Consider the following 26,991-nt stretch of genomic DNA (forward strand, 5'->3'; position numbering starts at 1 on the left):
CCACTTTGACACAGACGCCTGCCCTATCGTTCGACCATGTAAGCCGCAGCTTCGGCACCAATCGGGTCCTGGACGATATCTGTATTAACGTGCCCCCGGGCAGTTTCACCGCGCTGCTGGGTGCGTCGGGCTGTGGCAAGTCCACCAGTCTGCGGATCATGGCGGGGCTCGACCGGCCAACCTCTGGCGAAGTTCGCCTCAACGGCGAAGAGGTCTCCGGCCAGACCGCCCATGAGCGCAACATCGCGATGGTGTTTCAGTCCTACGCGCTCTATCCGCATCTGACGGTGGCGGAAAACATGGCCCTTCCGTTGGCCATGCGCCGCCTGAGCGTGTGGGGACGCTTGCCGCTTGCCGGGCTTCTGTCTCCCGGCGTGCGTCGCGTGCGTCGCGAGATCAACGCCAAGGTGAAGGAGACCGCGGAGACCCTGGGCCTCGGCGAGCTCCTGCAACGAAAGCCCGGCCAGCTTTCCGGCGGTCAGAAGCAGCGCGTCGCGCTGGGGCGGGCGCTCGTGCGTGATCCGGAGGTGTTCCTGCTCGACGAGCCGCTGTCCAATCTGGATGCCCGTCTGCGTGTGCGCATGCGCACCGAGCTGGTGGCGCTGCATGCGCGCACCGGTAAGGCCTTCGTCTATGTGACGCACGACCAGTCGGAAGCCATGGCCATGGCGGACCAGATCGTGGTGATGATCGCGGGCAATGTTGCGCAGGCGGGAAGTCCGCGTGAGCTTTACGAGCGGCCCGCCTCGCGGGATGTCGCAGCCTTTATCGGCAACAACGCCATCAACTTCTTCGAGGCCGACAATCTGCCCGCGGGCCTTCCTGCCGAAAAGGCCGTTTACGGCATCCGCCCGGAGCATCTGAACCCGTGTGAGGACGGGCAGATGGAGGGTGTGCTGGAGGCGGTCGAGTATCTGGGGGGAGAGACCCTTCTGATGCTGCGGCTGGACAATGGCGATGAGGTTCGTGCCATCGCCGACGGTGAATACGCCATTCCCGCGCAGGGCAGCCGTATCCGCATCGGCTACGAGCCGCATCGTCTCCATGCCTTCGATCCGGCAAGCGGCAAGCGCATCGCAGCAACGGCCGAAGAGCCTGTGCCGATGGCCGGGAGGGCGGTCTGATGGCGCTCTTGCCGCGAATGTCCATCGAACGGCGCGAGGCGCTCACGACCGCGTGGCTGACAGGGCCCGGGATCGGCGTGCTCGTGCTCTTCATATTCGTGCCGGTCGCTGTCGTGACGTTCCTGTCCTTCACCGACTATCAATTCGGCGCCTCGTCCTTCAACTGGATCGGCTTCGACAACTACGCAAAGATGTTCGGCTCCCGGATCGGGCGTCGGGCGATGGTCAACACGCTGATCTACGTGTCGATCGTCATTCCGTTTTCCGTCGGCTTCGGTCTGCTCGTCGCCATGGGCCTGCATCGCATGGTGAACTGGGCGCCGCGCTTCGCCAGTGCGTTGCGCACGGTTTACTTCCTGCCCGTCACGGCGACGCTGGTCGCCATGTCGGTGGCCTGGCAGATGGTGCTGCATCCCTCGCTGGGCATCGTCAACCACATGCTGGCGGCGTTGGGCGGGGCGCCGGAGAACTGGCTGAGTGATCGGGGCCTGGTGCTCTACACGCTTGCCATGATCGGCATCTGGCAGACGATCGGCTACAACATGGTGCTGTTCCTGGCCGGTCTCGTCGCCATTCCCAACGACCTTTATGAGGCCGCGGAAGTGGATGGGGCGGGGGATGCGTGGTCCCGCTTCTGGACGGTGACCTGGCCGATGCTCGGGCCAACCACGCTGTTTGTCATGGTGGTGACCGCATCCAATGCCTTCAGGGTTTACGAGACGGTCGCAACGCTGACCAAGGGCGGTCCGGCCTATGCCTCCGATACGCTCGTCTACGCGCTCTACCGGGAAGGCTTCGTCTACTTCAAGGCAGGTTATGCCAGCGCGATCACGGTCGTGCTCTTCGTCTTCCTTCTGATACTCACCTTCGCCCAATTCCGGATCGTCGAAAGAAAGGTGCACTACCGATGAGCCAGCACCTTTCCTCCAAGTCGCCGCTGTATCGCCTGCGTCGTCTCATTCTTCGCTCCATCCCGATCGTGTTGTTGCTTGCGGGGGCGGCGTTCATTCTCCTGCCCTTCGTGTGGATGGTGTCGCTGTCGTTGAAGCCCGAGGACGAGATCTTCTCGCCCGTCATCCACCTGTTGCCGTCAACGCCGGAGTGGTCGAACTACGTTGTCGCGATGACGCAGACGGACGTTCCGCGCTACCTGCTCAACGGGCTGATCGTGGTGGGCGGGATCCTGTTCTTCCAGATCGCTTTCGCGGTGCCGTGTTCCTATGCGCTGGCGCAGCGGAATTTCCGCGCAAAACCGGTGCTTTTCGCCATGGTTCTGGGTGGCTTGCTGGTGCCGTTCCAGGTGACCGCGATCCCGGTCTTTCTGGGTTTGGCGAAGGTGCAGCTTCTCAACACCTACTGGTCTTTGATCCTGCCCTTCATGCCGACGGCCTTCGGGCTGTTCCTCTTCCGTCAGGCCATTTCTCAACTGCCGTCCGAACTGTTCGCGGCGGCGCGGGTGGACGGGATGTCGGAAACGGAAATCGTGTGGCGGATCGCCTTTCCGCTGGTTCTGCCCGCGGCCACCGCCTTCGCGATCTTCTCCGTCACCGCGCACTGGAACGATCTGTTCTGGCCGATGATCGCCACCAGCGATCCGCAACTGGCGACGCCACCGCGCGGCATTCTCTACTTCCGCGATCAGGAGGCCGGCAATCAGGTCGGACCGCTGATGGCCGCAACCGTGATCATCACGGCGCCGCTTGTCGTCGCCTTCCTGATCGCACAACGCAAATTCACCCAGGGGTTGGCGACCGCCGGTCTCAAGGGCTGATGGACTGATAAGCGCAATGAACACGGAACCAACCGTGTCGATTGGTTCGATTGCAGGCACACAGACCTGCTGATTCAAACAGGAGAGCCGTTCACATGAAAACCGCATTCGTTGCCGCAGCCTTTGCGCTGGCGTCCACTGCGGCCATGGCACAGACCACCATCCGGGTCGACTACGCCAATCCGAATATCTGGACCGCGACGCAGGAAATCCTCGCCGAGGAGTTCATGAAGTCCCATCCGGACGTGACCATCAAGCTTGACGGTCCGGCCGACACCTATGCGGAAGGCGTGCAGCGCCTGCTGCGTCAGAACGTGGCGAACGATATGCCGGACGTGGCCTATGTTGGCCTGAACCGCCTGCGTATCCTTGAAGATCGCGGCATGACGCAGCCGCTCGACGCCTTCATCGGTGACAATCCGGAAGAGAAGGGCTACACGCCCGCGCTGCTGTCGCTGGGCGCCTACAAGGGCAAGCAGCACGGCCTCGCGACCTCCGCATCCACGCTGGTCATGTATGTGAACCCGGAACTGGTGAAGAAGGCCGGGGGATCGATGGACGACTTCCCAACCGATTTCGACGGGATCATCGAGCTGGCCGCCAAGATCAACGCGCTGGACAGCACCATCGACGGGATCTGGATCGAGCCGCATGACTGGCGGTACCAGTCGCTGTTGGGCTCCCATGGCGGGCGTCCGCTGAACGAAGACGAAAGCAACGTCACCTTCGACAGCGAAGCGGGCATCGCGGCGGCGGGTCTCTACCAGCGCTTTGCCAAGGAAGCGGGCATGAAGCCCTATGGCGCCAACGATGCCCGTCAGGCTTTCCCGGCCGGCACCCTCGGCATCATGCTGGAGAGCTCCTCCCTGCAGGCGCGTTTCGAGAAGGCGGCGGGTGATCGTTTCAATGTCGTCGTGAAGGGCGTCCCGCTTTCGGCCGAGGACAAGACCTCCATCTATTTCCCGACCGGCGGGTCCGGCATCGTCATGCTGACCAAGGACGAAGCCAAGCAGAAGGCCGCGTGGGACTATATCGCCTTCGTGACCGGCCCTGTCGGGCAGAAGATCATCGTGGAGAACACCGGCTACGCTCCGGCCAATGCCATCCTCGTGCGCGATGACAGCTATCTTGGCGAGTTCTACAAGAAGAACCCGAATTCGCGCGTGGCCCACACCCAGATCGCGAACTATGCAGGTCCCTGGTACGCCTATCCGGGCCCGAACGGTGTTGCCGTGACCGACGAGATCGCCGCCGCTCTGGTGGAAGTGCGCGATGGCGCCGACCCGGCGGAGACGATGAAGGCAACGGCTGACAACGTGCGTGCCGAACTCGGCATGGAATAAGCCGTAACGTTCTGGCGGGAGCCAGGCCAACCGTTGAAGCCCGGGCGGGAAACCGTCCGGGCTTTGCCGTCCGCTGGGTGGCGCATGCCAACGCGCGAGCGTCCTTGAGTGCTCTTTCCATTGCGAATCCGTGTGGCTATAAGAAAGAAGCTACACGTCGCGGAAAACGTAGCGGCATCCAGGTGTGCGTTTTTAGTATGCCGTAATCAAGATCTTATGTGAGCTGCGGATGAAAGTGGCAAGCGACAGCACCGATCCTGTGAAGCTGATCATATGGGATCTCGACGAGACCTTTTGGCAAGGTACGTTGTCCGAAGAAGGCATCGCGCCCATTGTTGCCAATATTTCAATGGTGGAGACGCTTGCGCAGCGCGGCATCATCTCGACCATCGTCTCCAAGAACGACCATGCGACGGCCGAGAAGGCGCTGCGCGATCTGGGCGTTTGGGACTACTTCGTCATGCCGCGGATTTCTTGGGCTCCGAAGGGCGAGACCATCGCCGCGCTGATCGCGGATTTCGGGCTGAGGCCCGTCAACTGCCTCTTCATAGACGATAATCCGGCCAATCTGGCGGAGGCGAAGTTCTTTAACGAAGGCTTGCAGACCGGGCTTCCGCAGGAGGTGTTGCCGGGGCTGCTCAACTTGCCGGGATTGGTCGGGAAGGACGACACTTCGCTGAGCCGACTGAACCACTACAAGCTGATCGAGAAAAAGATTGGTGCCCGGGCCGGACATGAGGCGGGGAACGAGGATTTCCTGCGCAGCTGCAATATCCGGATCTCCTTCGATCATGACATCGAGGCCAATCTGGATCGTGTTCTGGAGTTGATTGAGCGAACCAATCAACTCAATTTCACAAAGGTTCGTCTGGAGGGCTCGGGCGCGCGGTTGCAGCTTTTGGGGCTTCTCGCGCAATTCGGCATCTCTGCGGCGTGCATCCGGTGTCGAGACGATTTCGGCGATTACGGGATCGTCGGGTTCTATCTCCTGCGCAAGAACTATCTGGGGTCACAGCTTGCCCATTTCGTCTTTTCATGCCGAGTGATGAATATGGGGGTCGAGCAGTTCGTCTACGATTTCCTGGGCAGACCTGAGATCACGATCGTGGGGCCAGTTTCCGGCGACTTGTCGGCATGCCCCTCGATTGACTGGATTCAGGTCTCCGACGACACTGGGGCAGATGGAGTGGGGATTTGTGCGCAGGAAGATCGCCTCCTCCTGCTCGGTTCTTGCGAATTGCTTCAGTTAAGCGCGTTTTTCGGGCCGAATGTGGCGGAGTATGTGAATTATGCCCGCGACGATCTGATGATCCGTTCCGACTGCCCGGGGCTCATTTTGAGCGACGCGAAACAGGTGCACCGTTCGGCGATCCTCAACAATCTCCCCGTATGGCGTGAGACGGAATATCTTGCTCTACACAAGGATCTCGTTTCTGCAGATGCTCTGTTGCTGTCGCTGGGTGGGGTCCTCCTGGGTCATTATATCGAGACGGCTGACGGGCTTTTGTTGCGCCAGATAATGCCGAACTTCGCGTGGCTTCAGACAAACCGGCCCGAGTTGTTCGAAACCGGCAAGATCCGGGAGGTGAAAATCAGCACAAAGGCGCGGGTGAAGATACTGGAGCGCATGCTCAAGACCATCATGAAGCGCAAAAAGCAAGGCTCACCGGTCTTTCTTCTGAAACAGAACACGTTCTACAGCACCGCCCCGTTCGGTGAAGCGGGTCGCGCCGCGTATAACAGTTTCTGTGATGCCTATGCCGCGCGAAACGATCAGGTCCATGCGATCGACATCGATACTCTCATCGAGCGAGAGGATGTCGTTGCCGAAGAGCATCTCAATCGGCATGGCTACAAGAAAATTGCGGATGCGATCCGGGATCGGATATCGGATCACAAAGCCGACGGGGCGCGCTCACGGGCCGAGCATTCGGGATGGTTCCGGCGGATGGGGCTTCCTGACGCTATTTGGACGGCTGTCGGCCTCGGTGCTGGTGGACAGTCGTATCGTGTCGGCCGCGCTCGAAAATGATCATTGAATCGTAGACATGCATCGACAGGGTCGTGCGAGTGAACTCGTCTTCGGCGACCTCTTCCGTGTATCTGGCATGCAGACGGTCGATCAGCTCCTTGCTGTATTCGATGAAGGAACGTGGCTCGCGATAACCTCCGCCCAGATTGGGATTGTAGGCGAAGTTCAGGTCCTCGACGATGTAGACGCCGCGCTGGTTGGTTTTCGGGTAGAGGAAATCGAATGTTGCGCGGATGTGGCTCATCTGGTGACTGCCGTCGTCGATGACGATGTCCGGCTGGCCGAATTCAGACACCAGCTTGCCCAGGAATCGGGTGTCGGCCTGGCTCCCGATGCGGATGAAGACCTGATCTTCTTCAAAGGCGCTGCATTCCTCGCGGATGTCGATGCCGACAATACGCGCGTTGGGGCCGAGAAATCGTTTCCACATGGCAACGGAGCCGCCGTGGCCGCAGCCAATCTCGAAAAGCGTTACGGTCTGGTTCACGAACCGGGCAAGGTGTCTTTCGTAGATGGGAAGGTAGTGCTTCGGCTTGTGAATTAGTCGACCGGTGTTGTTCTGAAAATCAGCCCACAAGCTCATACGCTGCCACTCCGATGATTTGTCCTCATTTCGCAGGGTGGTATATCACAAGGTTCGCAAGATCTGTGCAGAGTTCGAGGATGTCCGTGACGGCGTCCTGCTCCGCGTTCCGCACGATGGTCGGCAGGAGACCTGCCGACCATCGCGTTGTCAAAGGCTGCCGACTGCGGCATGGCGGATGGAGGGCCAGGTTTCGGCTGCCTTGCTCAAGGTGCCTTCCGGGTCCTGCTTGTATTTCTCCAAGACCGCGGCGTTGACGAAGAGATAGAGCTTGCCGTCGACGATGTCGGCATAGCGCGGATCGCCGACCAGCTTCTTGCCAAGCGCGACCGCAAAGGCGCAGAAGCCGCCATACTGGGGCATGTAGCGTTGTGGTTCGGCCGCGAACTTTTCCGCGCTGATTTCGGACGAGAAATAGTAGGCCACGCCATCATGGACGACGGTGTGGGATGCAACGCCCGGGGTGGCGGCGTTCAACGTTGCAAGTGCCACGCTGTCCATGCCGTGCAGCGCAAGCGGCGCGCCGTCCAGCGTGTAGCCGTTGGTGACGTTGTACTCGTCCTCGGCAAAGGCCGGGGCGGCCGCAAGGCTTGCCAGTACGAGAACGGATGCGAGTTTGATACCGGTCTTCAAGGTCATGTCAGGGTCCTCTTTCAGGTTTTAGCAGGTGGCCCGTTTCGGTGTGGGCCGTTGGTCGATCATGGCGGTGGCCCGCAGGCGCACCGACACAGGCTCAGCGTGGAAAAAAAAGGGGGCCAACCACAGGATTTCAGCCGGGAGGGTCGCGACCCGAGGCGGGGGCCTCCTGCGGCGTGCAAGGTCGCAGGCCTTATCCTGTGGTTGGCCGGGGGCGCCGGGAAAGCGCCGGGGGTCACATGCCGTGGGCAGCCTCGATGGCGCGCACGGTGTTTTCGGTGTTGTCGATTGCGCTGGCGATCATGCGGAAATTCGTCAGCGACGCGGCATAGCCGTCATAATGCTCGGTGATCGCACCGGCGGTGGCGTCGGTCACCACCATGACTTCGAAGCCCGCCTCGATCAGGGACCGCATGTGCGATTCCGTGCAGAGATTTGAGGACATGCCGCCCAGGATCACCTTGTCGATCCCGGCCTTGCGCAGCTGCAGCGCCAGATCGTTGCTGTCGGGGCCGTAGATCTTGTGCGGGCTTGTCACCACGGTCTTGCCGTCGTTGATGTAGGGCTTGTAGCGCTCCAGCCAGTCCGCACCCGATCCTTCGAAGCCTTCAAGGCTCAGCGCGTCCGGGCGGTCGAACATGCCGATACTGTGCATCAGGCGCTCAAGTGCGCCCTCGAAGTGCCACTTGTGATCGTGCTCGTAGTAATAGTGCGGCGAGACGAAGACCGGCATGTCGGTACGCTTGGCGACATCGAAGAGCGCGGCGAGATTGTCGACCGTGCCGTTTGAGGTGATGCTCTGACCGACGACGCCCCAGGTCACGCCTTTGGGGGACAGGAAGTCGTTTTGCGGGTCGGTGATGACGAGTGCCGTGTTGCCGCGGGTGATCTCGAAGCCCGGCATCGGCAGGCCGTCATTGATCGGCGGCATGGTTGCGGTTGCGGCACGCGCCTCCTTGTCCTGCGCAGGAGCCTGGCTGGCTCCAAGGCCCAGGATGAGCGCGCCGGCGACGATGGTCAGTCCCGCGCCGAGCCCGGCGCCGGCGACCGTCATGCTGATCTTGAGAGCCTGCTGTTTCAGTCCCATGGTGATTTTCCTCGTTTCGCGCCATTCAGGCGGATTTCACTGTGGCTTTGCCTGGAGAGCCCGTGTGACCGGTGATCCGCTCCGTTTGTTTCTGAACGAGACCTGGATACTGCGAGGCGCGGCATGTGGTATTGACCGCCGCTGACAAGGGCTTGACGCTGCGTGACAAAGCGGGGCTCAATGCTCACAGTCGCGTGAGTGGGCATGCGGCGATTGCGATTCCATCGCTTTTTCGGGGGGGAAGCGGATGTGACGGATATCTCCGCGATGTTCGTGCGCAAGCAGATCGATGTGGCGCATAATCTGCCGGACAAAGCGGCGCTTTATGCGTCTGTCGGCCTGACGGAGGAGGAAGCCAGACTTCCGGATATGCGTGTGCGTGCGGAAGATTATTTTCAGCTGTTGGAGATCATCGCCGAGAGCGAATGGCCCGAGCTGCGCTTTCACATGCGGGTCTGCGCGAATATGCGGTGCGAGGAGTTCGGCGCGGTCGGGCTGGCGCTGAAATCCGCGCCGACGCTTCGGCACGGGTTCAAGCGCATGGGGCGCTATGCGCGCCTCTACAACAAGGCATCCGACTTCTCAGTCGAGGAAAACGAAGACATCTATTGCTGGACGCATCGTCGTCCGGAGCCGGTCCGGCTGGGGAACTTCCTGTCGAACGAAGCGGCGCTTGCGACGTTCCTCACGCTTTGCCGGGAGGCGAGCGGCTCTGACCTGACACCTGTGCTGGTTGAGTTCGCGCATCGGCGCGAGGGAGGGACTGCCAGTCTTGCCGAACATTTCGGCATAGAGCCGGAGTTTGGTGCCGAGGTCGACAAGATGCAGTTCTCGCTTGAGGACGTCGATCGGCCCAATCCGGTGGGCGATGCCGGGATCTGGAAATTCTTCTCCGATCATCTGGAGCAGATGTTGCCGCCCTCGGTCACGGAGCAGGACCGGCTGGCGAGGCAGGTGATCGAGGAGATCGCCTCGATGCTCAGCGACGGGGTGCCGCAACTTGCCGATGTCGCAGCGCGCCTCGGCATGGGAACCCGCACCTTGCAGCGTCGGTTGGCCGAAGGAGGGCGCAACTATCTGAAGCTGGTCAGTGTGGCGCAGCGCGAATTGGCGCAGGAACTGGTGAAGGAAACCGGCTATTCCCTCTCCGAGATCGCCTTCCTCACCGGGTTTTCCGAACAGAGCGCCTTCACGCGCGCCTTCAAGAGGTGGGAAGGGCTGACGCCGGGCGCATTCCGGCAGGAACAACGCACCTCCATCCATGCAGGATAAACGGCCCCTGGGCCGTGCTCCGAGGTGCCGCGCCTCTGTGCCAATTCCCAGGCATGGTTTCGGGGCGGATTCGATGGCGGGTTACCCCGTCACCTTGAGGCTGGCTTTTCCCGGATCGTCCCTTAAGGAGCCGAATCCCACGGCCGCCTTCATCTTGCGTATGATCTGAGAGGCGGAGGGACGGTTTTCCCCATGCGGAGGTTTGCTCGCATGTTGGCGACGGAAATCCCGCATGTCTGAGGGGCCCCTTGAAGAAATCGCATGTCGCTGCGATCCGATATCGTGCGACATATTGCCTTTCATGGGACTGGCCCTTTAGCGCGGTGTTCGCCGGGTCTAGCGTTTTCCGTTCGGATTTCTTTAGCGACAAGAGGTGCTTGCATGTCGAATGACACAACAATCAAAAACCTGAACAAGGCGCTGCAAATGGAGATGGCCGCAGCGCATCAGTATCAGCTCAATGCTCAAAGGCTTGACGACTGGGGCCTTTCGAAACTTGCGGCGCAGATGCGGGAAGAGATGCAAGAGGAATGGGGACATTCCGATCGCTTTATTGCACGGGTCCTCTTCCTCAAAGGCGTTCCGGAGATCGCCTTCGAAAAGACACCTGTGCTTCACGACAGTCTGGTGGACCTGCTCAAGGCAGATCTGGCCGATGAGGAGAACGCAATCGCGGTCTACACCAAGGCTGCGCGGGAAGCTTATGAGGTCGGCGATATCGGCACCAAGGCCCTGTTTGAAGAGATCGTCCTCGACGAGGAAGGGCACAAGGCCTGGCTTGAGCTTCAGCTCGATCTGATCGAACGTCTCGGTGAGAAGACCTACAGCTCGAAGCTGGTTACCATCGGTGGCGATGCCGAGGAAACGGACTGACATCCGCTCGGTTCATGCGGCTCAAGGGGCTCCCTCGAAAGCATGAAATCTGATCTTGTCTGTCTGAAAACGGCGTCCGGTCGGCTTTCGCGCCGACCGGACGCCGCTTGAACGATTACCTTGGATCGGGAGGCAGCTCCCGGCCTGTTTGAGACAACCCTTGCCCCGGCCGCGGCACTAGAGCCCGTATTGATATTTCACGCGAAGCCGGATGCGGAGCGGCCCGGAGCCGAGCAAGGGGGGGCGGGGAACGGCTCCGCTGGCAGACAGCACCGCGCGTTGCGCGTCCCGGTCCAGCGCCGGGTTGCCGGAACTTTGCAGAAGCTGCACATCGGCGAAGTTGCCGCTTCCGTCGATTGTCAGGGCAAAGCCCACATTGCCGATGCCGGAGCTGCCGACCGCCGTCATGCGTCGGGCGTGGATGGCATCGGAAACGGCTTCCAGATAGGCGGCGAGCACCTTGCGGCGACGGTCGGCCCGGGTCTCCCGGCTTTCCTGCGGTGGTCCCGCCTCCTCAAGCGTCAAGGGCGCGGCCAGGGCAATGGCGGCATCGGGAGGGGCGAAATCGACGACGATCGTGTCGCTTGAACCGGTCTCAAGCGATGGGGGCGCAATGCCCTTGAGGAACAGCCAGTGAAGGGCGAGCGAAATGGCGATCGCCGCAGCGATGCGTTCGCCATCCGTCATGGCTGCATCTCCGGCAATCTGGCTGCGGCCTGGGCGGGACGGGTGGCGATCACGAGATGATCTCCCCCATTGTCGCGGATCGTCCCGATCGCGCTCAGGAACATGCCGACCGAGGCATTCTTGTCGGCCTTGAGCACGATCTGCATGCCTCCCGGCGTCTCTTTGGCCAGACGCACCTTGAAGCCCAGTTCGCGCATATCCACCGCTTCGCTATCTGCCATGAGTTGGCCGTCGGCGGAGAGCACCACTTCCAGGGAGCGCCCGGCAAAGGTGCGCGCCTGTTTCGAATTGGGCAGGTTCATCTCCACGCCGTGTGTGGTGAAGGCGGCGGCAATGACGAAGAAGATCAGCAGAATGAAGACGACGTCCAGGATCGGCGTGACGTCGGGGATCCCAGCCTGCCGGTCCTTGCGTTTCAGCTCGATCATGCCGCTCGTTCCCCGGGCGAGCCCTCGGCCATCAGCACGCGATTGGCGAGGCGGGCGAGGGCGAAGTTTACATGCTCCTCCCGGCGCAGGAAGCCGCCATGGGCGATGACGGCGGGAATGGCGATCACGAGCCCGGTCGCCGTCGTCAACAGAGCCTGCCAGATGCCGTCGGCCAGCATGGTCATGTCGATGGCGCCGCTTGCGGCGGAGAGCCGCGAGAAGGTCTGGATCATGCCGATCACCGTACCGAGAAGACCGAGCAGAGGCGCCACGCGCGCCGCCATGCCGAGAACCCCGACGCGCCGGTCAAGCCCGCGGATGATCTCCTCGATCGCGATGGTCGCCAGTCCTTCCCGCGTTGCCTTCGCCCCTTTGGCAAACAGGGCCTCAAGAAGGGGGCGAAGGGTCGGGCGCAGTTCAATCGCGGTTGCAAGCGTCTCTTGGGTGGCCTCGCCGCGTCCGGCCGCGATGAGCCGGGCTTCCAGGTCCGGATCGACCAGCGGCTGTGTGGTGAACACCAGAAGCCTGTCGAGAATGACCGCGATGACCAGGACGGAAATCGCGATCAGCGGCCACATGACGAAGCCGCCCTCTTCAATGAGTTGCATGAGGCCGCTTCTCTGTCAGTTGGGCCCAGTGGGCGCTTTGCTCCGGACTGTCCACCCCCCTGCCAATGACGATCAGGAAGGGCGGCTCGGTGATGGCGCGCTCCGGCATGACGAATTCGGCATGTCCGGGCACGAATTGCAGGATCCTGAGATCGGGATCCCCAACAAGCCGGACAACGCCCTTGATCCGTTCGACGGATTTCGGGCAATCGACCAGCAGGCGGGTCAGCACGTCGCCATCGACCGCCTCGGGCAGTTCGAGCTTCAGATATCCAAAGCCCTCGCCGAGATGGGACGCGTGATCGGAATGCGCATGCTGCTCATGATGGCCATGATCCTCATGATGGCCGTGATCGTCATGATGGTCGTGATGCTCCTGATGGTCGGGCGCGTCCTCGCATTGTCCCCCGCATTGGCCACAGCAATGGCCGTGCGCGTGTTCGTGATGCGCGTCGTGCGCCGGCTTGTCGTGCGCGTGGCCGCAACAGCAGGGCGCGTCGTCCGTGGCCACCTCCTCCGGCTCGGCAAGAAGTCGCTTGAACCCGGTTTCGAGCAGCTTCGGATTGACCCGGCCCTGGCAGGCCTCGATGACGCGGGCCTCAGGGTTCACCCTTGCAAGCTCCTCGTGGATCGCGGCGAGCGTTGCCTCGTCGGCGAGGTCGCACTTGTTGAGGATCAGCGTGTCCGCGGCGGCTATCTGACCGGCGGCGATGTCGGAGGTGGCAAGGGTTTCGTGGAAGCGGCTGGCATCGACGATGCTGACAACCGCATCGAGACGGATGAGGTGATCGAGGTCCTTCAGTTCCTCCACCATGTTGAGAGGGTTGGCGAGCCCGGTGGTCTCAAGCACGATGACATCCGGGCGGTAGCGGTCGCGCAGTGCCCGGATGGCAGGTTCGAGCGCGCCCGACAGAGTGCAGCAGACGCACCCCGCATCCACTTCGATCACGGAGTCGTCGCCTTCCAGCAGCATCGCATCGACGCCCGTTTCCCCAAGCTCGTTCTGGATCACGGTGACGAGTTCGTTGTGACCGGTGTGGTATTCGATGAACTGGTTGAGGAAGGTCGTCTTGCCCGATCCGAGAAACCCGGACAGAAGCGTCAGTCCCGGTCGGTCGTTTTCGGTTTCGGGGCGGTCGCGCACCGGCGCCATGGAAATCGGGTCCCTGCGGTAGATGTCGAGATCCGTCCCTTGGGCGCGCATGGCGGCGTCTAGCGGTATCAATACCGGTTTGAGGCCGGAAATCGCGCCCCATATGAGGCAATCGGTGTCGCGTGAGGCATCAGGCGCGGGCAGGGTGTGGAGTGTGCCGTCGAGCCCGAGTTGATAGACGGTCGATGGGGTTTCGAAACCTGCCGTGAAGGTGGGGGCAGCCGCGGTCGCGACCCGCAATCCGGCAGCAAGGGTGGCAAGGAGATCGCGCGCCAGCGCAAAGGCGGGCAGGTTTTCATCCGCGCCGTCGGGGGGGACGAGCCAGCCGCCGCCGGGGGCGGGAATGCCTGCCTCCACCAGGACGCGACGGTGACGTTCTCCGGTCAGGGACAGGCCTATGCCCTCACCATCTGGCGTAACGCCAACCCGCAGCCGGGCAATGGCAAAGGCGGCTTGGAGATCGTCATGGGCTGGAAAGTCGCGAAGGCGCGTCTGCGTGTCGGGGGTGCCGGCAAGGATCGCGGAATGAAGCGCGAAGTGGTCCAGCCACGGATCGTCCGCTGAGGGAAAATAGCAGATCGCGTAGTCGATGATGCGGGGCGAGCCTTCGGCATCGAGGCTTGTCGGGATCAGGCCGAAAACACCGGCGTGCTTTTCCAGGCGGCAGGTGAAGGCGCGCGGATCACTGTCGCATTGGCAAAGGCCAAGCCAGCCTTCGGTTCGGCGAAACCGGGCGTTCATGCAGGCTGCGGTCATCCAGGTTCGCGGCAGGCTCGCCAGGGCGTCCGGGGTGAGGCCGCGTGGACCCGGGGGGCCGAAAAGACGTGAGAAGGGCGAGGTGGCGGTCATGGCAGGCCTCCGCAAGAGGGGGAAGGGGGGAGGGCCGCGCCCGAAGGCGCGACCCCTATCGGCAAAGGCTGGCACCTAGAAGATGATGGTGTCGCCATTTCCGAGATAGTCGGGCGAGGAGGTCCGGAACCGGGCCGTGCCCTTGACCACCGGGTAGCCGGCCTCGACGAATTTCTTCGCCGTCAGGTGGCCGGTGCAGTGGTTGCAGCCGACTTTCTCGAAGTCCCACTTGCCGAGCGAAATGACGAGGTCGTCATATTTCGGGTCCCAGTCTTCGAATGGCGAGATGTGGAGCCCGCCATAGATGCCGTAGAAGCGGTCATTGTCGTATTTCAGCTTCTGATAGGCAGTGCTGGTCATTTGCAGGATGCCCTGGTGATTGCATCCGGAGATCAGAACCAGACCCTTGTCCTTCACATTGAAGGCCAGCGAGACCTCGCCGTAGACGCGGGTGATGATGGGCACGTTGAACTTGATCGCCATCATTCCCGGGCGGATCTGGGTCAGTTCCTTTTCGATGACCTTGAGATCGCCCTTGTAGCCGCTGTCCTTGATGTACTGCATGCCCTCCTTGTAGAAGCCGTCATGGGCGTAGGTCGGGATGGTGTTGTTGTATTTCATGACCACCGGGAAGCCGAAGAAGTGGTCGAAGTGCTCGTGGCTCAGGATCAGGGCTTCGATCTCGTTGGCGGCAAGCATCTGGTCGATGGCTTCGCGCTTGAAGCTCTGATCCATCCACGTGTAGGACCAACCGGCGTCCAGCAGATACTTGTGCTTGGAGCCATCCAGATCCTCCACCTCGATGAGGCACGAGTAGCCGCCCGGATTGTCCGGATGTAGCGACAGCTTCTCCTGCGTGGCCCAGGCCTCTTCGAGGTCGCCGGGGATCATCTTGCGGATGGAGTTGATGCCATCCTCGTAGGATCCCTTGGCGACACCCTTGCCGTTGCCGAATGGTGGCCAGTTGATCGAGTACTGGTCGACCAGCAGGCCGCCCGCGGCGTGGATGTCGCCGACGAGATGGGCGTTGTTGAACCAGCTTGTCTCGGAGATCGACGTCACCTTGACGCTTCGGCATGCGCCGAAGTCTGCTTGCTGGCGGGTTACCTTGGGCATCCGGCTATAGGCCATGGGCGAGTAGGAATAGGCCCCCATGCCCAACAGAGCTCCGCCGATGGCCCCGGTAGCGGCGCCTTTGACGAAATCGCGCCGGGTCGGAGTGTGTTGTTCGGTCATGATGATGTACCTCGCGAACCCTATTTGATGATCGTCACGGTCTGGCCGATCCAGGGAAGGATGGTGATGACGGCGACATAGGCGGCGACGCCACCGGCAACGCCTGCGATGAGGCCCTTGCCGAAGCTCGGCGTCCAGCGGACGTCGCGGGCAACGACTTCCTCCTGGGTTTCCTCAATCTCTTCGGCTGTCTTGGGAACGGCCTTCCAGCCCGGCCATCCGTCCATGAACCACATGTTGATCAGGAAGATGTTGATCAGCCAGATGGTCGGGATCATCGGGAACTGCTGGGGATGGGAGAAACCCTTCTGGGTGCCCAGGAAGAGGTGCGCCGTCTTGTAGTAGACGATGTAGATGGCCGCGCCGATCGCCAGGCTGATGACCGTGCGCAGGAAGACGTTCACCGGACGGCTGAACTTGGTCGGCCAGTTGTCGCAATAGAACGATAGGAACAGCACGCCCACGAGCCAGAAGATCGCGGTTTCGCCGACATGGAGCCAGCGCCAGTCGGGTGCCATTTCACGCCGTGTCCCGCGGATCGTTTCGCCCCAGACGAGATCCTGTGCGTAGTAGAGGAAGAAGCACATGCACAGGGCGACGAGGATGATGCCGAAGAAGGAGGCGGTGCGACGCAGGACGTCGTTCTGGATCAGGTTGAAGGGATAGCGTTGCCAGATGCTCTCATAGACCCACACAACCACCGTGCAGCACATGATCCAGGCGATGTGGAAGTTGCCCGAAACCGTGTTGGCGAAATTCTCCCAGTAGGGTGGCGTGATGGCGGTGTATTGCTGCCAGGGATAGAACAGGATCGCCATGTGCGAGTGCATCGTCACCAGATAGACGACCATCGACAGGAAGAAGGTGACGGTCGCGATGGTGATGCCGCGGGCCGGCTGGGGGAGGTTCTGCCAGGGGGCGTTCTCGCAGGCGACAACCCAGCTAGGCGACAGCCATGAAGCGATGGCGGCGAACATCATGATGGCTTCCGCCGAATACTCGATCGAGTAGAAGTCGGTGAGCCCCATCGCCATCAGGCTTTCGGAGTTGAAGTAGGCGATGCCCAGCTTGCCGAGGATCTCGATGAAGAACCCCTTGATGAGCAGCACCATGGCCGCGACGCTGACCGCGGTCAGGACGGTTCCCTTGATCAGGGGATGTGTCTTGTTGAGCCAGGTGCGCTTGAAGGGCCAGAAGTCGAAGATATAGGCGACCCAGATAAAGAGGATCAGCAGCCACCGGCAAACCATGTAGCCGACATAGGGCGTGTACATCCGCATGATGCCGCGCGGATCCTGGAAGACCCACCAGGTGGCATAGAAAAAGGCCCCTATAATCAGCATGTTGACAATTGCCGGGACAGGGCCTGGCCAGCGTTTGACGAGCTTGCGGCTCTCAAGGTAGCTTACGGTTCGATTGTCCACTTTCATGGATCAACCCTCCTATATTGTGGATTGTCCGGTGCGGGGGAACGACTTGCCGGTCCGGCCCCCGCACCTCTCTCTTCCTTTCAGTCTTTCATTCTCTCAAACTCGCGGCGCTCCCTTTTTCGGTGTGGAACAACTCGTACAGTCGTTCAGGGGCGATCGTGGCCGGATCCACACCCGCAGCCATTGCCGCGAGAAACAGACGGTCCCGATCGTCACGTTCATCCTGTTCGCTCATGCCGGACGGGTGGCCGTGATCGGCGCCGTGACGTCCGAAGAGAAACTCGCGTCTGTTCATTGGCTCTTGCTCCTGGCACCGGGCGATGCCTTCGAGGCGAAGCCGAGCAGATCCGAGAACGCATCCAGATAGTTGATGGCCAGCGCCCGTGCGCGTTCGCGGTCATGCTCCTTGATCGCCTGAAGAAGGCCCACGTGGATCGGGAAGAAGACATCGATACGGGGCTGATCCAGCCGGCCGAGTGTCGTGCGCAGTCGGTCGTTGCCATCGAGCTCGCGCAACAGGAGAGCGATATACGGATTGCCCGTGAGCTCGACGAGGATGTTTATGAAGTACATAAAGATCTGAGCCGCCAGGGTTCCGTCGCGGTGCACGAGCGCGCGGCCGAGGCGGGCCGTCAGATCCTGTAGGGCCTGCGCGGTTTCCGGCGTGCAGCGTTCGGCGGCACAAGCTGCCAGTTGTGGGGCCATGAAGCCGAGAGCTTCAAGCGCGGCAGTCGGTGAACCGTTCTTGCGCAGGGATTCCCAGGTGATGGTCGATGCGGTGCGCAGATAGCAGCCACTGCGTCCGCGGATTTCGATGTGACCGGCCGCGGCAAGTGAGATGAGTGTCTCACGGACCGTGTTGCGGCTGACAGACAGCTGCTCGGCGAGACTGCGCTCGCTCGGTAGTCTGTCGCCTTCCTTCAGGTGCAGCGTGTCGATGACGCTCAGCAGACTGTCGAGACACGGATGTGCCATCGCTGTCGCCCTCCTGGTCCAACCAATTTCCCGATGATCGGGGCCGTGCCGGGCTTGTTTATTAACGGCTAGACCATGGATTGCGCGTGCCGCAACGTTGAATTGCAAACTGGTCGGGCCAGTTCAAACGCAAAATTCAACTTTAGGGGGGGAGGTAGCGTAAGGCGCGGATATATAAGGATTAATCCCAAGTAGTTCCTGCGCATCCAATGTTGGACCAGATTGTCGCAGAGCCGGTTCTCGACAACCGGAATGCCCCAAATCATGCCCTGACGGAAAAGCCGCTGCCGTTGCAACAAAGGCCCGTTGCGCCATTCGTGCGGGCTTGCCCGGTTGCGCGAGGCTTGTCGATCAGTGCGGGGTCGTCTGTTGGGTCAGGTCTCCGACAATGCGCGACAGGTGAGGCCAGATGCTCTCGGCCAGCACGAGATAGGGCAGGACATCATCGGGCGCGAAGGCATTGGGGGCTGTCGAACAGAAGATCATGACGTCGCGCAGCACCTGTTCGTAATAGAAGGGCACGGCGCAATAGGAGCGGATGCCGCGCGGAATGAACAACGCCCAGTCGATCGGCTTGATGCTCTTTGAGGTGTCGGAGACGATCAGGTGGTCGAGATTGTAGAGATCGATATTTTCTGCGATCGAGCCGACATAGGAGTGGGTGTGGTGCTCGTGCAGATCGTGGAAGGGCGCTCCGACGCCGGTAACCACCACCTGGCCCCGCGATATGAAGATCTGCGACAGAAGCGCGGCGTCGACCCGGCCCGTTTCCGGCTGACAATCCATGATGACGTTCAACAGATCATCCAGGCTGGCGGCGACGGCGAGGCGACGTTCGCATTCCTTTGGCAGAGCCGGGCGCCGGTAGGCGTCGGCGGGAGGGGCTTGGACGCGGGGCGTCAGCGAGAACCACAGGAGATGTCGGCCGTCGCGATCATAGGCGCGCACGCGGGCGGTGCAGGTCAGCGTGTCGCCGGTCGTGGTGCGGATTTCGACAAGCCCATTCCAGCTCAGATCGAAGAGCAGACGCTCATAGATGTCGCGCAAGTAGGTTTCCGTGTTGGCGCCCAGGAGTTCATCCAGCGAGATGCTCCTGCCGCCCGGATCTATCGCGAGGCGTTTTCGGGCCGCACCATTGGTGGCCACCACCTCGCGGCTGCCGACGTGAACCATGAAGACGGGATTGGAAAACAGCTCCAGATGTTCCGCCAGTCCCGCATGCGATCCGCGCCTGAGAATGGCATCGGCGAGCGAGGTGCAATCGGCAAGGAGCCCGACATAGCAGAAGCTTCTTTCCGGATCAGGCGAGCCCAGAATGTAAAGCCAGCGCATGACGCCGTCTCGCCCGCGTGCGCGCAGGATCTCCGACACCGGCTGGTTCTGGTGCAATCGCTTCTGGAAGCGCTCGAAGACGGATCGGTCGTCTGCGGCAAGCATCTTTGCCGCGACTGCCGCGTCTTGAAGAAGCTGGCCGACCCCGTCCTCAAGGCCGGGAATGACGTGATCGTTGAGGAAGTCGATCTCGTTCTTGACGAGATCCGCGCGCCAGATCACCGCCGGCATGGGGGTGTCGCCCTGCGACGAGAAGCTCTGCAACAGAAAATCGAAGGTGGAGTCGTTGATATGGGACGGCTTGTCCATGTCGGGTCCCCTCGCACTGGCGTGGTTTCTATGTCGGATTGGCGGCGCCGGCTGTCAACTTGGAGATGTGCGGTGGTCCAACCAGAGCACGAAACCTTGGCCGTTACGGTGGCGAAAAGCGGAGTGTCCGGCGCGCGCGCGGCGCGGCAAGAGCAAAGGGGCACAGCCGCCGTGCTCAGGTGGTGAAGGGCAGTTGAAACGTTTGTTCAGTTGACGGGCGATCACTTCATTGCCGAGTATGCGCGCGGCGCCCTTCCGGATCTGGCGCTGTCCGCAAGGGGGGAGTAATGACCGGATCTTTCGCACGACATGCCGTTTGGCACGTGGGCCTTGCACTGGTGCTGGTTGGTATCCTTCCGGCAGTGTCGCAACGCCTGCTGCTGCCTGACATCGCCGAAGCGGCGGAAATCGTATCCGATCGCCCGGTCACCATGACCTCGCGTCCCTTCGCGCCGCGCTCGCCCGCCCATGAGACGGTCTTCCAGCGCGTCGAGGCATGGACGCATGGCATCGACAAGCCGGTGGAGCTGTCGATGAAAGACATGTGGCCACCCTTCTGGGAGGGGCGCAGTCTGACCACCGGCGATATCGACCATGATGGCGATCTCGATCTGGCTATCGCCTCCACCGAGCGTGGCCTCTATATCTACGAAAACGACGGCAAGGGCGGGTTTGCCCGCTCGCAGAGCGACATCGGGCCGCTGGCCGACCTTGATGTCTTCAATGCAGCCCTGGTCGATATCGACAATGACGGCTGGCTCGATCTGTTTCTGGCCACGTATCAGACCGGCAATTACGTTGTTTACAACCGGCAGGGCACCTTCCTCGTCGAAGAGCCACAGCGGGTCGCCAATCGCGACGATGCGATGCTGTCGATCTCGCTGAGCTTTGCCGATATCGACCGCGACGGCGATCTGGATGCAGCCATCGGCAACTGGGCGGCCGGCTGGTATCGGCGGATTCCGGGCGAGGAATCGCGCAACCGGGTGATCTTCAACGAAAACGGCGTGCTGGATGGCAGCCATTTCGCCGAATTGCCGGGGCTGCCGGGCGAAACGCTGGTCATTCTGTTCAGCGATATCGATCTGAACGGCACTGCCGATCTGCTGGTGGGAAATGATTTCGAAATCCCGGATTACGTCTATCTCGGCGACGGGAAGGGCGGGTTCAAAGCCATCACCCGGGACGACAAACTGATCCCGCACACAACCACCACCACGATGGCGATCAAGACGGCGGATCTGCACAATGATGGCGTGCCGGAGGTGTTCTACGCCCAGATTGCCGGACGCTCGGCGCTGGTGTCGGAGCGGCTGAAGATGCAGCCTTTGTCGAAATACTGCGATGGCATCAAGGACGCCGCATCCAGGGCCGTGTGCGTTCGCAACATGGGCATCAAGACCTGGTACAAGTCCGGCAACCGGTTCCACCCGACCTATGCGGAGAAGTGTCAGGAGCTTCAAGGCGCGTTGCAGGACGAGTGCAAGGCGATGCTGGTGAAGGATCTGGCGATCCAGAAGGAGGATCCGACGATCTGCGCGTTGATCCCGCCCGACCAGAAAACCACGCGCGCCTTTTGCGATATTCATTTCAAGCCGTGGGCCCTGCCGCAGCAGGCGGATTTCGACACCACGATCCCCCAGATCATGCGCACGAATGTGCTGCTGACGCGCAACGGGGCGGCCTATAGCGATACGGCCGTGGCCGAGGGGCTGGAGATTGGCGGCTGGTCCTGGGATACGAAGATCGCGGATTTCGACAATGACGGCTTGCAGGACGTTTATGTCGTCAATGGCACCTGGGTGCCGAATGAGGTCAGCCCGTCCAATCTGTTCTATCGCAATATGGGCGACGGGACATTTCGCGAAGCCTCCGGGCCATTCGGGCTGGAAGACTATCTGATGACCGCCAGTGCCGTTGCCTTCGATATCGACCATGACGGCGATCTCGACATCATCACCCAGCCGGTCAACGGTCCGGTGTCGCTGTTCGTCAACGGGGTGCAGTCCGGCAATGCCATCGAGGTGGAGTTGCGCGACGGCGCGGGCAACAGCCACGGGCTGGGGGCGCGGGTTGTGGCTGAGTTGCCGGATGGCACACGGATGATGCGCGAGCTGCAATCGGGCGGCGGCTTCATGTCATTCGATGCGCCGGTGGTCCATTTCGGTCTTGGCGATGCCCAAGAAGTCACCCGCCTGACGGTCCATTGGGCCAATGGCGGGACCACTGAAATCACCGGCCCCATTGCGGCTGGTGCCAGCTATCGCATTGCCCGCAAGTGACGGGAAACTGATTTCAAACGAGAGGTGCCGGGTGTTTTCCCTTCGAGCGAAATTGCACGCCTGCCTGATTTGCCTTGCCCTTGTCACGCCAGCCGGGGCCGTTGAGCTGCCGGATCCGCTGACGCTTGACGATTTCATCCAGTTCGAGCCGGCGCAGGTGAAGCTCGGGCAGTTGCTGTTTTATGACAAGATCCTCTCCGGCAATCGCAATATCGAGTGCGCCACCTGTCATCATCAGAAATTCAATGGTGCGGACGGCGTGAGCCTTGGTATTGGCGAGGGCGGGGCCGGGCTTGGGGAGGAGCGTACGGGGGGCGATGGCGCCGACAGGATCCTTGAGCGTGTTCCGCGCAATGCGCCGGGCTTGTGGAACCTGGGACACAAGGATGTCCGGTTCATGTTTCACGACGGTCGGGTCGAGGTTTCTGACGATTTTGGCAACGGGTTCAGGACGCCTGCCTGGATCTTCCTGCCCAAGGGCCTGAATTCGCTGCTGGCGGCGCAAGCTCTGTTCCCGATGGCCTCGGAGATAGAGATGGCGGGCCAGCCCGGCGAGAACCCGATCGGCGGGGCCGCCTATGAAGGCGCGCATTATGTCTGGCCGCTGGTCGTGGAACGCATTCGTGGCATTGACGCCTATGTTCGCATGTTCGTGGAGGCCTTCGACACTGTGGAAGATGCCTCCGACATCACGATTGTCGAGATCGCGAATGCCATCGCCGCCTTCGAAGGCACCGAATACCGGAATTTCGACAGCCCGTTCGACAAGTATCTAGAGGGGGACGAGACGGCCCTTGATGATGCGCAACTGCGCGGGATGACACTGTTTTACGGCAAGGCTGGCTGTTCCTCCTGCCATTCGGGGCCGCTGATGTCGGACCAGAGCTTCCGGGCGTTGGCGCTTCCGCCGTTCGGGCCGGGACGGACCTTGCTGAATGATCCGATCGCCCGCGATGTGGGGCGCATGGCCGTGTCGGATGCGCCGGAGGATGCTTACCGGTTCCGCGTGCCGTTCCTGCGCAATGTCGCGCTGACCCCGCCCTATGGGCACAATGGCGCCATGCCGACGCTGGAGGCGATGGTGCGCCATCATTTCCAGCCGCGCGAAAGCAATGCCGGGTGGAGTGGCGGCATGGCGATCCTGCCGCCGGTCGCCTGGCTTGCCTCCGGCGATTTCGCGCTGCGCGAGAATAAGATCGAGAATGATCGGATCCTGTCCCGGATCGATATCGGTCTGCCCCACGCCACGGATGACGAAATCTCCGATCTCGTCGCATTCCTGAATGCACTGACCGGCGAAACGGCACTCAAGCGTCCACTTGGGCGTCCTGAAACGGTGCCGAGCGGGCTGCCTGTGGACTAGGCCTGTGCCACCATCGGGGCGTCAAACCTGAGGCGCTGTCTGGCAGCTTCCGCTTTTCTTCAAAGTGGCTGTGCAAATGTTGGCTTCGGTTCACAGGCCGGACAGATCGAGAGGGCCACCCGCTGCCTGCCAGGCGGTGAACCCGCCGGCAATATGGGCCACGTTTTCAAGCCCCATGTCCTGAACGGCTTTGGTCGCCAGCGCCGAGCGCCATCCTTCATTGCAGAAGAAGACGAAGCGCTTCGATTGCGCAAAGAAATCGTGATGATAGGGGCTTTCAGGATCGACCCAGAATTCGAGCAGCCCGCGCGGTGCATGAAAGGCACCGGGCATCTTCCCTTGCTGCGCTTGCTCGCGAACATCGCGCAGATCCACAAAGACCGTGTCTTCCTGCCCCAGCAACGCCATCGCTTCTTTCACCGACAGGGTGGTGATCTCTGCTTCCGCCTCTTCGACAAGCTGGCGATATCCCCGCTTCATTGCCATCGCGTTTCTCCTTCACTCGGCAAACGATTATTGATCGGCCACGGGGCGCGCGTCATCCATCACGATGACGGATTGGCTGCGTCATCGTGACAGATCAGCCTTCTGCCTTGCGCGGATTTCACAGCTGCGTGATGACCGTCGCGCCGATCGACTGGAAGCTTGCCATGTCCATCAATGCTCGTGGCGCGTCTTCAAGACTGATCCGGGACCCGACAAGGCGCGCGGGGTCGAGCTTGCCGGAGCGGACCATGTCGAAGATCGCATCGTAGCGATGAGCCTGGATCCCGTGACTGCCGAGGATTTCCAGTTCCCAGCCGATGATCCTGTCCATGGGCACCTGGGGGCGGGCCTGATCGGCGAGCATCAGGCCGACCTGCACATGCTTGCCCCGCCTGCGCAGGTTCTTGATGGAATTGAAACAGGTTTCCGGGTGGCCCAGCGCATCGATGGAGACATGGGCGCCGCCGCGGGTGATTTCCATCACGGCCTCCGGCACATCGGCGACAGTGGCGCTGTTCACGGTTGCCACAGCGCCGAGTTCCTGCGCAAGCGCCAGCTTGTCCTGCGCGATATCGATGCCCACCACGTTGGCTCCGGCGGCCGCGGCGATCATCACGGCGGACAGGCCGACACCCCCGCATCCATGCACGGCCACCCATTGGCCCGCACTGACCTTGCCCTGATCGACCACCGCCCGGAACGAGGTGACGAACCGGCACCCGAGGCTGGCGGCCGTCGTGAAGCTCATGTTCTCGGGCAGGGCGACAAGATTGAGGTCTGCGAAATGGATCGCGACATATTCCGCAAACGAGCCCCAATGCGTGAAGCCGGGTTGAAACTGGTTCTCGCAGACCTGCTGATGGCCCGTATGGCATTCGGGACAGGCCCCGCAGCCGCACACGAAGGGCACCGTCACCCGATCCCCCGCCTTCCAGCGGGTCACGTCCCGTCCCACGGCGCAGATGATGCCGGCAAGTTCATGGCCGGGCACATGCGGCAGCACGATGTCGGGGTCATGCCCCTTCCAGCCATGCCAGTCGCTACGGCAGACGCCGGTTGCTTCCACCTTGACGACAACCCCATGCGCGGGAGGGGCCGGATCATCGACGGTGACCACCTTGGGTTCTTGCCCAAAGACCTCGTACATGATGGCTTTCATCGATGATCCTCTTGAAGGCGGAAGCCGGGTTGACCGGGCGCAGACATGCGCTCGGAGCGAACGCTATCGTTCATTCCGGTTGAAGGACAATCCAAAATGTCCCTGTTGCCCATGCTTCTGAGCGAAGGCTCCAGCCCGACAGGGCGGCGGTTGCGGAAACGTCTCCCGCCTTCCGCTCAGCGCCCGATGGCGTAGGCCTGCATCAGCCGCGGGGTCGCGCCTGCCTTCAGCAAGCCATCCGGCTCGCGTTTGGCCGCGGTCAGTCTGCCGATCGACCATTCCGGTGCCGCTTCCACCTTGTGTCCGCGTTCGCGCAGCGCAGCCAGCGTTTCCGCGCCGATGCTTTCCTCGACCATCAGATGGCCTGGCTGGCGCTGGCGCGGATAGAACGAACCGGGGAAGTGGGTCGTGTGGAAGAGCGGGAGATCGATCGCTTCCTGCAGATTGAGCCCGTGATGGGCAAGCCGCAGGAACAGCGAGAGCTGCCATTGGTCCTGCTGGTCGCCGCCCGGTGTGCCGAAGGCCAGTGTCGGGCGTCCCTCATGGAAGGCGATGGAGGGTGTCAGGGTGGTGCGCGGACGTTTGCCGGGCATCAGCGAGCCGGGCAGGCCGGGCTCCAGCCAGAACATCTGCGCGCGCGAATTGAGGCAGAAGCCGAGGTCGGGAATGATCGGCGAGGATTGCAGCCAGCCGCCCGACGGCGTTGCCGCCACCATGTTGCCCCAGCGGTCGATGACATCGAGATGCACCGTGTCGCCGCGCTTTTCAGACAGATGCGCCATGGTCGGCTCGTAGACGCCCGTGGGCGAGATGCCCGCCTTGTCGATGACGGCCATCATCGCCTTCACCTGATCTTCGAAACCGGGCACCACACCCGGCACCAGATCGAAGGCGGCCTTATCGCCGATCAGTTTGCGTCGCGCGTCGTTATAGGCATCGGACAGGAGATGCTCCATCGGAACGTCGATGAAGGCTGGATCGCCGTAATAGGCTTCGCGGTCCGCATAGGCGAGCTTCATTGCCTCCGTGACCAGATGAACGAATTCGGGGCCCGTCGGATCGAGCTTGGCAATATCGAAGCCCTTGAGCAGCGCCAGCGACTGCAACAGCACCGGGCCCTGTCCCCACGGGCCGGTCTTGGCGAGGGTCCAGTCGTGATAGTCATAGGTCAGGGGCGTCTCGACCGTCGCCTGCCATGAGGCCAGATCGTCGCCGCTCAAAACGCCCTTGTGCTTTTCGCCGCTGCCGTCACGTACCTCCGCATCCTTCAGGAAGTTGACGATGCTCTCGGCGATGAAACCGCGATAGAAACAATCGCGTGCGCCCTCGATCTGGGCCTCGCGGCCCTGACGGGTTTCCGCTTGCGCGAGGAGACGTGTCCAGGTCTGGGCCAAAACGGGATTGCGGAACAGGGCGCGCGCTTCAGGCACGTTGCCGCCGGGAAGCCAGGTCGCATGCGAGGTCGGCCATTCCTGCCCGAAGAAATCGGCCAGACCCGCAATCGTTGCGGAGACGCGCGGCAGGATCGGGTGACCGGCCTCGGCATAGTGGATCGCCGGTTCCAGGACCGTGCGCAGCGGAAGCGTTCCGTAATCGCGCAGCATCAGCATCCAGGCATCGAAAGCGCCGGGGATGACCGTTGCCAGAAGCCCATCGCCGGGAATGAGCGACAGGCCTTCGCTGCGATAGTGTTCGATCGTGGCGCCCGCCGGTGCGGATCCCTGACCGCAGATCACGTCCGTCCTGCCGGTCGCGGCACTGTGGAGGACCACCGGCAGATCGCCTGCCGGGCCGTTCAGATGCGGCTCCACCACCTGCAGGACCAGGCCGGTGGCGACCGCCGCATCAAAGGCGTTGCCGCCAAGTTCCAACATCCGCATGCCGACGGCTGAGGCGATCCAGTGGGTTGAGGTAACAACCCCGAACGTGCCCTGGATCTCGGGTCTCGTGGTGAACATCGACATGGTTGGCCC

General features: G+C 61.8%; 24 protein-coding genes. 9 read left to right on the plus strand and 15 right to left on the minus strand.

All coding sequences use genetic code 11. The features are described 5' to 3' along the window. The first annotated feature begins 5 nt into the window (after positions 1–5). The 5 genes from ABGM93_RS18265 (at position 6) to ABGM93_RS18285 (ending at position 6,270) form a co-directional block, all read left to right on the plus strand. On the plus strand, positions 6–1,124 hold the full coding sequence (locus ABGM93_RS18265) for an ABC transporter ATP-binding protein (RefSeq protein ID WP_321501899.1): 1,119 nt from the start codon (positions 6–8) through the stop codon (positions 1,122–1,124). Beyond that, positions 1,124–2,035: a sugar ABC transporter permease gene (locus ABGM93_RS18270; RefSeq protein WP_321333311.1), complete on the plus strand. Its 912-nt coding sequence runs from the start codon at positions 1,124–1,126 to the stop codon at positions 2,033–2,035. Before ABGM93_RS18265 ends, ABGM93_RS18270 begins: the two co-directional genes overlap by 1 nt. Next, on the plus strand, positions 2,032–2,895 hold the full coding sequence (locus ABGM93_RS18275) for a carbohydrate ABC transporter permease (protein ID WP_321333309.1): 864 nt from the start codon (positions 2,032–2,034) through the stop codon (positions 2,893–2,895). Before ABGM93_RS18270 ends, ABGM93_RS18275 begins: the two co-directional genes overlap by 4 nt. Before the next feature lie 95 nt (positions 2,896–2,990). Continuing rightward, positions 2,991–4,238, plus strand: coding sequence for an ABC transporter substrate-binding protein (locus ABGM93_RS18280; protein ID WP_321333307.1), 1,248 nt, complete (start codon positions 2,991–2,993; stop codon positions 4,236–4,238). Between the two features lie 229 nt (positions 4,239–4,467). Next, on the plus strand, positions 4,468–6,270 hold the full coding sequence (locus ABGM93_RS18285) for an HAD-IIIC family phosphatase (protein ID WP_321501902.1): 1,803 nt from the start codon (positions 4,468–4,470) through the stop codon (positions 6,268–6,270). Here the strand turns inward: ABGM93_RS18285 and ABGM93_RS18290 are convergent. From ABGM93_RS18290 to ABGM93_RS18300, 3 genes are all read right to left on the minus strand, one after another. Next, on the minus strand, positions 6,203–6,853 hold the full coding sequence (locus tag ABGM93_RS18290; protein WP_321501904.1) for a class I SAM-dependent methyltransferase: 651 nt from the start codon (positions 6,851–6,853) through the stop codon (positions 6,203–6,205). The genes ABGM93_RS18285 and ABGM93_RS18290 overlap by 68 nt on opposite strands. Before the next feature lie 150 nt (positions 6,854–7,003). Beyond that, positions 7,004–7,492 carry a YHS domain-containing (seleno)protein gene (locus tag ABGM93_RS18295; protein WP_321501906.1) on the minus strand — a complete coding sequence of 163 codons (489 nt, stop codon included), beginning with the start codon at positions 7,490–7,492 and terminating at the stop codon, positions 7,004–7,006. Positions 7,493–7,724: 232 nt separating this feature from the next. Beyond that, positions 7,725–8,576, minus strand: coding sequence for a cysteine hydrolase (locus ABGM93_RS18300; protein ID WP_321501907.1), 852 nt, complete (start codon positions 8,574–8,576; stop codon positions 7,725–7,727). 249 nt (positions 8,577–8,825) lie between these two features. On the opposite strand from ABGM93_RS18300, the gene ABGM93_RS18305 reads away from it, so the two are divergent. Together ABGM93_RS18305 and ABGM93_RS18310 are read left to right on the plus strand one after the other, a co-directional pair. Further along, positions 8,826–9,848, plus strand: coding sequence for an AraC family transcriptional regulator ligand-binding domain-containing protein (locus ABGM93_RS18305; protein ID WP_321501908.1), 1,023 nt, complete (start codon positions 8,826–8,828; stop codon positions 9,846–9,848). Between the two features lie 381 nt (positions 9,849–10,229). After that, complete coding sequence (locus ABGM93_RS18310; RefSeq protein ID WP_321333296.1) at positions 10,230–10,721, plus strand: bacterioferritin; 492 nt, start codon at positions 10,230–10,232, stop codon at positions 10,719–10,721. Between the two features lie 177 nt (positions 10,722–10,898). Here ABGM93_RS18310 and ABGM93_RS18315 read toward each other — a convergent pair whose 3' ends face one another. The 9 genes from ABGM93_RS18315 to ABGM93_RS18355 form a co-directional block, all read right to left on the minus strand. Further along, positions 10,899–11,408, minus strand: a complete 510-nt coding sequence (locus ABGM93_RS18315; protein ID WP_321501910.1) for a TonB family protein — start codon at positions 11,406–11,408, stop codon at positions 10,899–10,901. Then, the gene (locus ABGM93_RS18320; RefSeq protein ID WP_321501912.1) at positions 11,405–11,836 is read right to left on the minus strand and encodes a biopolymer transporter ExbD; all 432 of its coding nucleotides are present in this window, start codon (positions 11,834–11,836) and stop codon (positions 11,405–11,407) included. The genes ABGM93_RS18315 and ABGM93_RS18320 overlap by 4 nt, the downstream gene beginning before the upstream one ends. Beyond that, the gene (locus ABGM93_RS18325) at positions 11,833–12,444 is read right to left on the minus strand and encodes a MotA/TolQ/ExbB proton channel family protein (protein ID WP_319775315.1); all 612 of its coding nucleotides are present in this window, start codon (positions 12,442–12,444) and stop codon (positions 11,833–11,835) included. Before ABGM93_RS18325 ends, ABGM93_RS18320 begins: the two co-directional genes overlap by 4 nt. Beyond that, positions 12,431–14,446 (minus strand): CobW family GTP-binding protein, encoded by a 2,016-nt coding sequence (locus ABGM93_RS18330; protein WP_321501915.1) that lies wholly within the window; start codon positions 14,444–14,446, stop codon positions 12,431–12,433. The genes ABGM93_RS18325 and ABGM93_RS18330 overlap by 14 nt, the downstream gene beginning before the upstream one ends. 75 nt (positions 14,447–14,521) lie before the next feature. After that, on the minus strand, positions 14,522–15,682 hold the full coding sequence (locus tag ABGM93_RS18335) for an MBL fold metallo-hydrolase (RefSeq protein ID WP_319775317.1): 1,161 nt from the start codon (positions 15,680–15,682) through the stop codon (positions 14,522–14,524). A 20-nt stretch (positions 15,683–15,702) separates the two neighbouring features. Further along, on the minus strand, positions 15,703–17,112 hold the full coding sequence (locus ABGM93_RS18340) for a hypothetical protein (protein ID WP_319775318.1): 1,410 nt from the start codon (positions 17,110–17,112) through the stop codon (positions 15,703–15,705). A gap of 88 nt (positions 17,113–17,200) precedes the next feature. After that, on the minus strand, positions 17,201–17,407 hold the full coding sequence (locus ABGM93_RS18345) for a hypothetical protein (RefSeq protein ID WP_321501917.1): 207 nt from the start codon (positions 17,405–17,407) through the stop codon (positions 17,201–17,203). After that, positions 17,404–18,087, minus strand: coding sequence for a GntR family transcriptional regulator (locus ABGM93_RS18350; protein ID WP_321501919.1), 684 nt, complete (start codon positions 18,085–18,087; stop codon positions 17,404–17,406). Before ABGM93_RS18350 ends, ABGM93_RS18345 begins: the two co-directional genes overlap by 4 nt. A 351-nt stretch (positions 18,088–18,438) precedes the next feature. Further along, a complete protein-coding gene (locus tag ABGM93_RS18355) occupies positions 18,439–19,728 on the minus strand; it encodes a hypothetical protein (RefSeq protein WP_321501922.1) in 1,290 nt (429 codons plus the stop codon). 287 nt (positions 19,729–20,015) lie between these two features. On the opposite strand from ABGM93_RS18355, the gene ABGM93_RS18360 reads away from it, so the two are divergent. Both ABGM93_RS18360 and ABGM93_RS18365 read left to right on the plus strand, forming a co-directional pair. Further along, positions 20,016–22,010 (plus strand): CRTAC1 family protein, encoded by a 1,995-nt coding sequence (locus ABGM93_RS18360; protein ID WP_321501924.1) that lies wholly within the window; start codon positions 20,016–20,018, stop codon positions 22,008–22,010. 31 nt (positions 22,011–22,041) lie between these two features. Then, on the plus strand, positions 22,042–23,373 hold the full coding sequence (locus ABGM93_RS18365; protein ID WP_321501926.1) for a cytochrome c peroxidase: 1,332 nt from the start codon (positions 22,042–22,044) through the stop codon (positions 23,371–23,373). A gap of 90 nt (positions 23,374–23,463) precedes the next feature. Here the strand turns inward: ABGM93_RS18365 and ABGM93_RS18370 are convergent, their stop codons facing one another. The 3 genes from ABGM93_RS18370 to ABGM93_RS18380 form a co-directional block, all read right to left on the minus strand. Beyond that, positions 23,464–23,853, minus strand: coding sequence for a rhodanese-like domain-containing protein (locus tag ABGM93_RS18370; protein ID WP_319775718.1), 390 nt, complete (start codon positions 23,851–23,853; stop codon positions 23,464–23,466). A gap of 124 nt (positions 23,854–23,977) precedes the next feature. Beyond that, positions 23,978–25,018, minus strand: a complete 1,041-nt coding sequence (locus ABGM93_RS18375; RefSeq protein WP_321501928.1) for a zinc-dependent alcohol dehydrogenase family protein — start codon at positions 25,016–25,018, stop codon at positions 23,978–23,980. A 176-nt stretch (positions 25,019–25,194) separates the two neighbouring features. Next, positions 25,195–26,982, minus strand: a complete 1,788-nt coding sequence (locus tag ABGM93_RS18380; RefSeq protein ID WP_321501930.1) for a gamma-glutamyltransferase family protein — start codon at positions 26,980–26,982, stop codon at positions 25,195–25,197. Between the last annotated feature and the right edge of the window lie 9 nt (positions 26,983–26,991).

The sequence above is a fragment of the Breoghania sp. genome (genome assembly GCF_963674635.1).
Taxonomy (GTDB): Bacteria; Pseudomonadota; Alphaproteobacteria; order Rhizobiales; family Stappiaceae; genus Breoghania.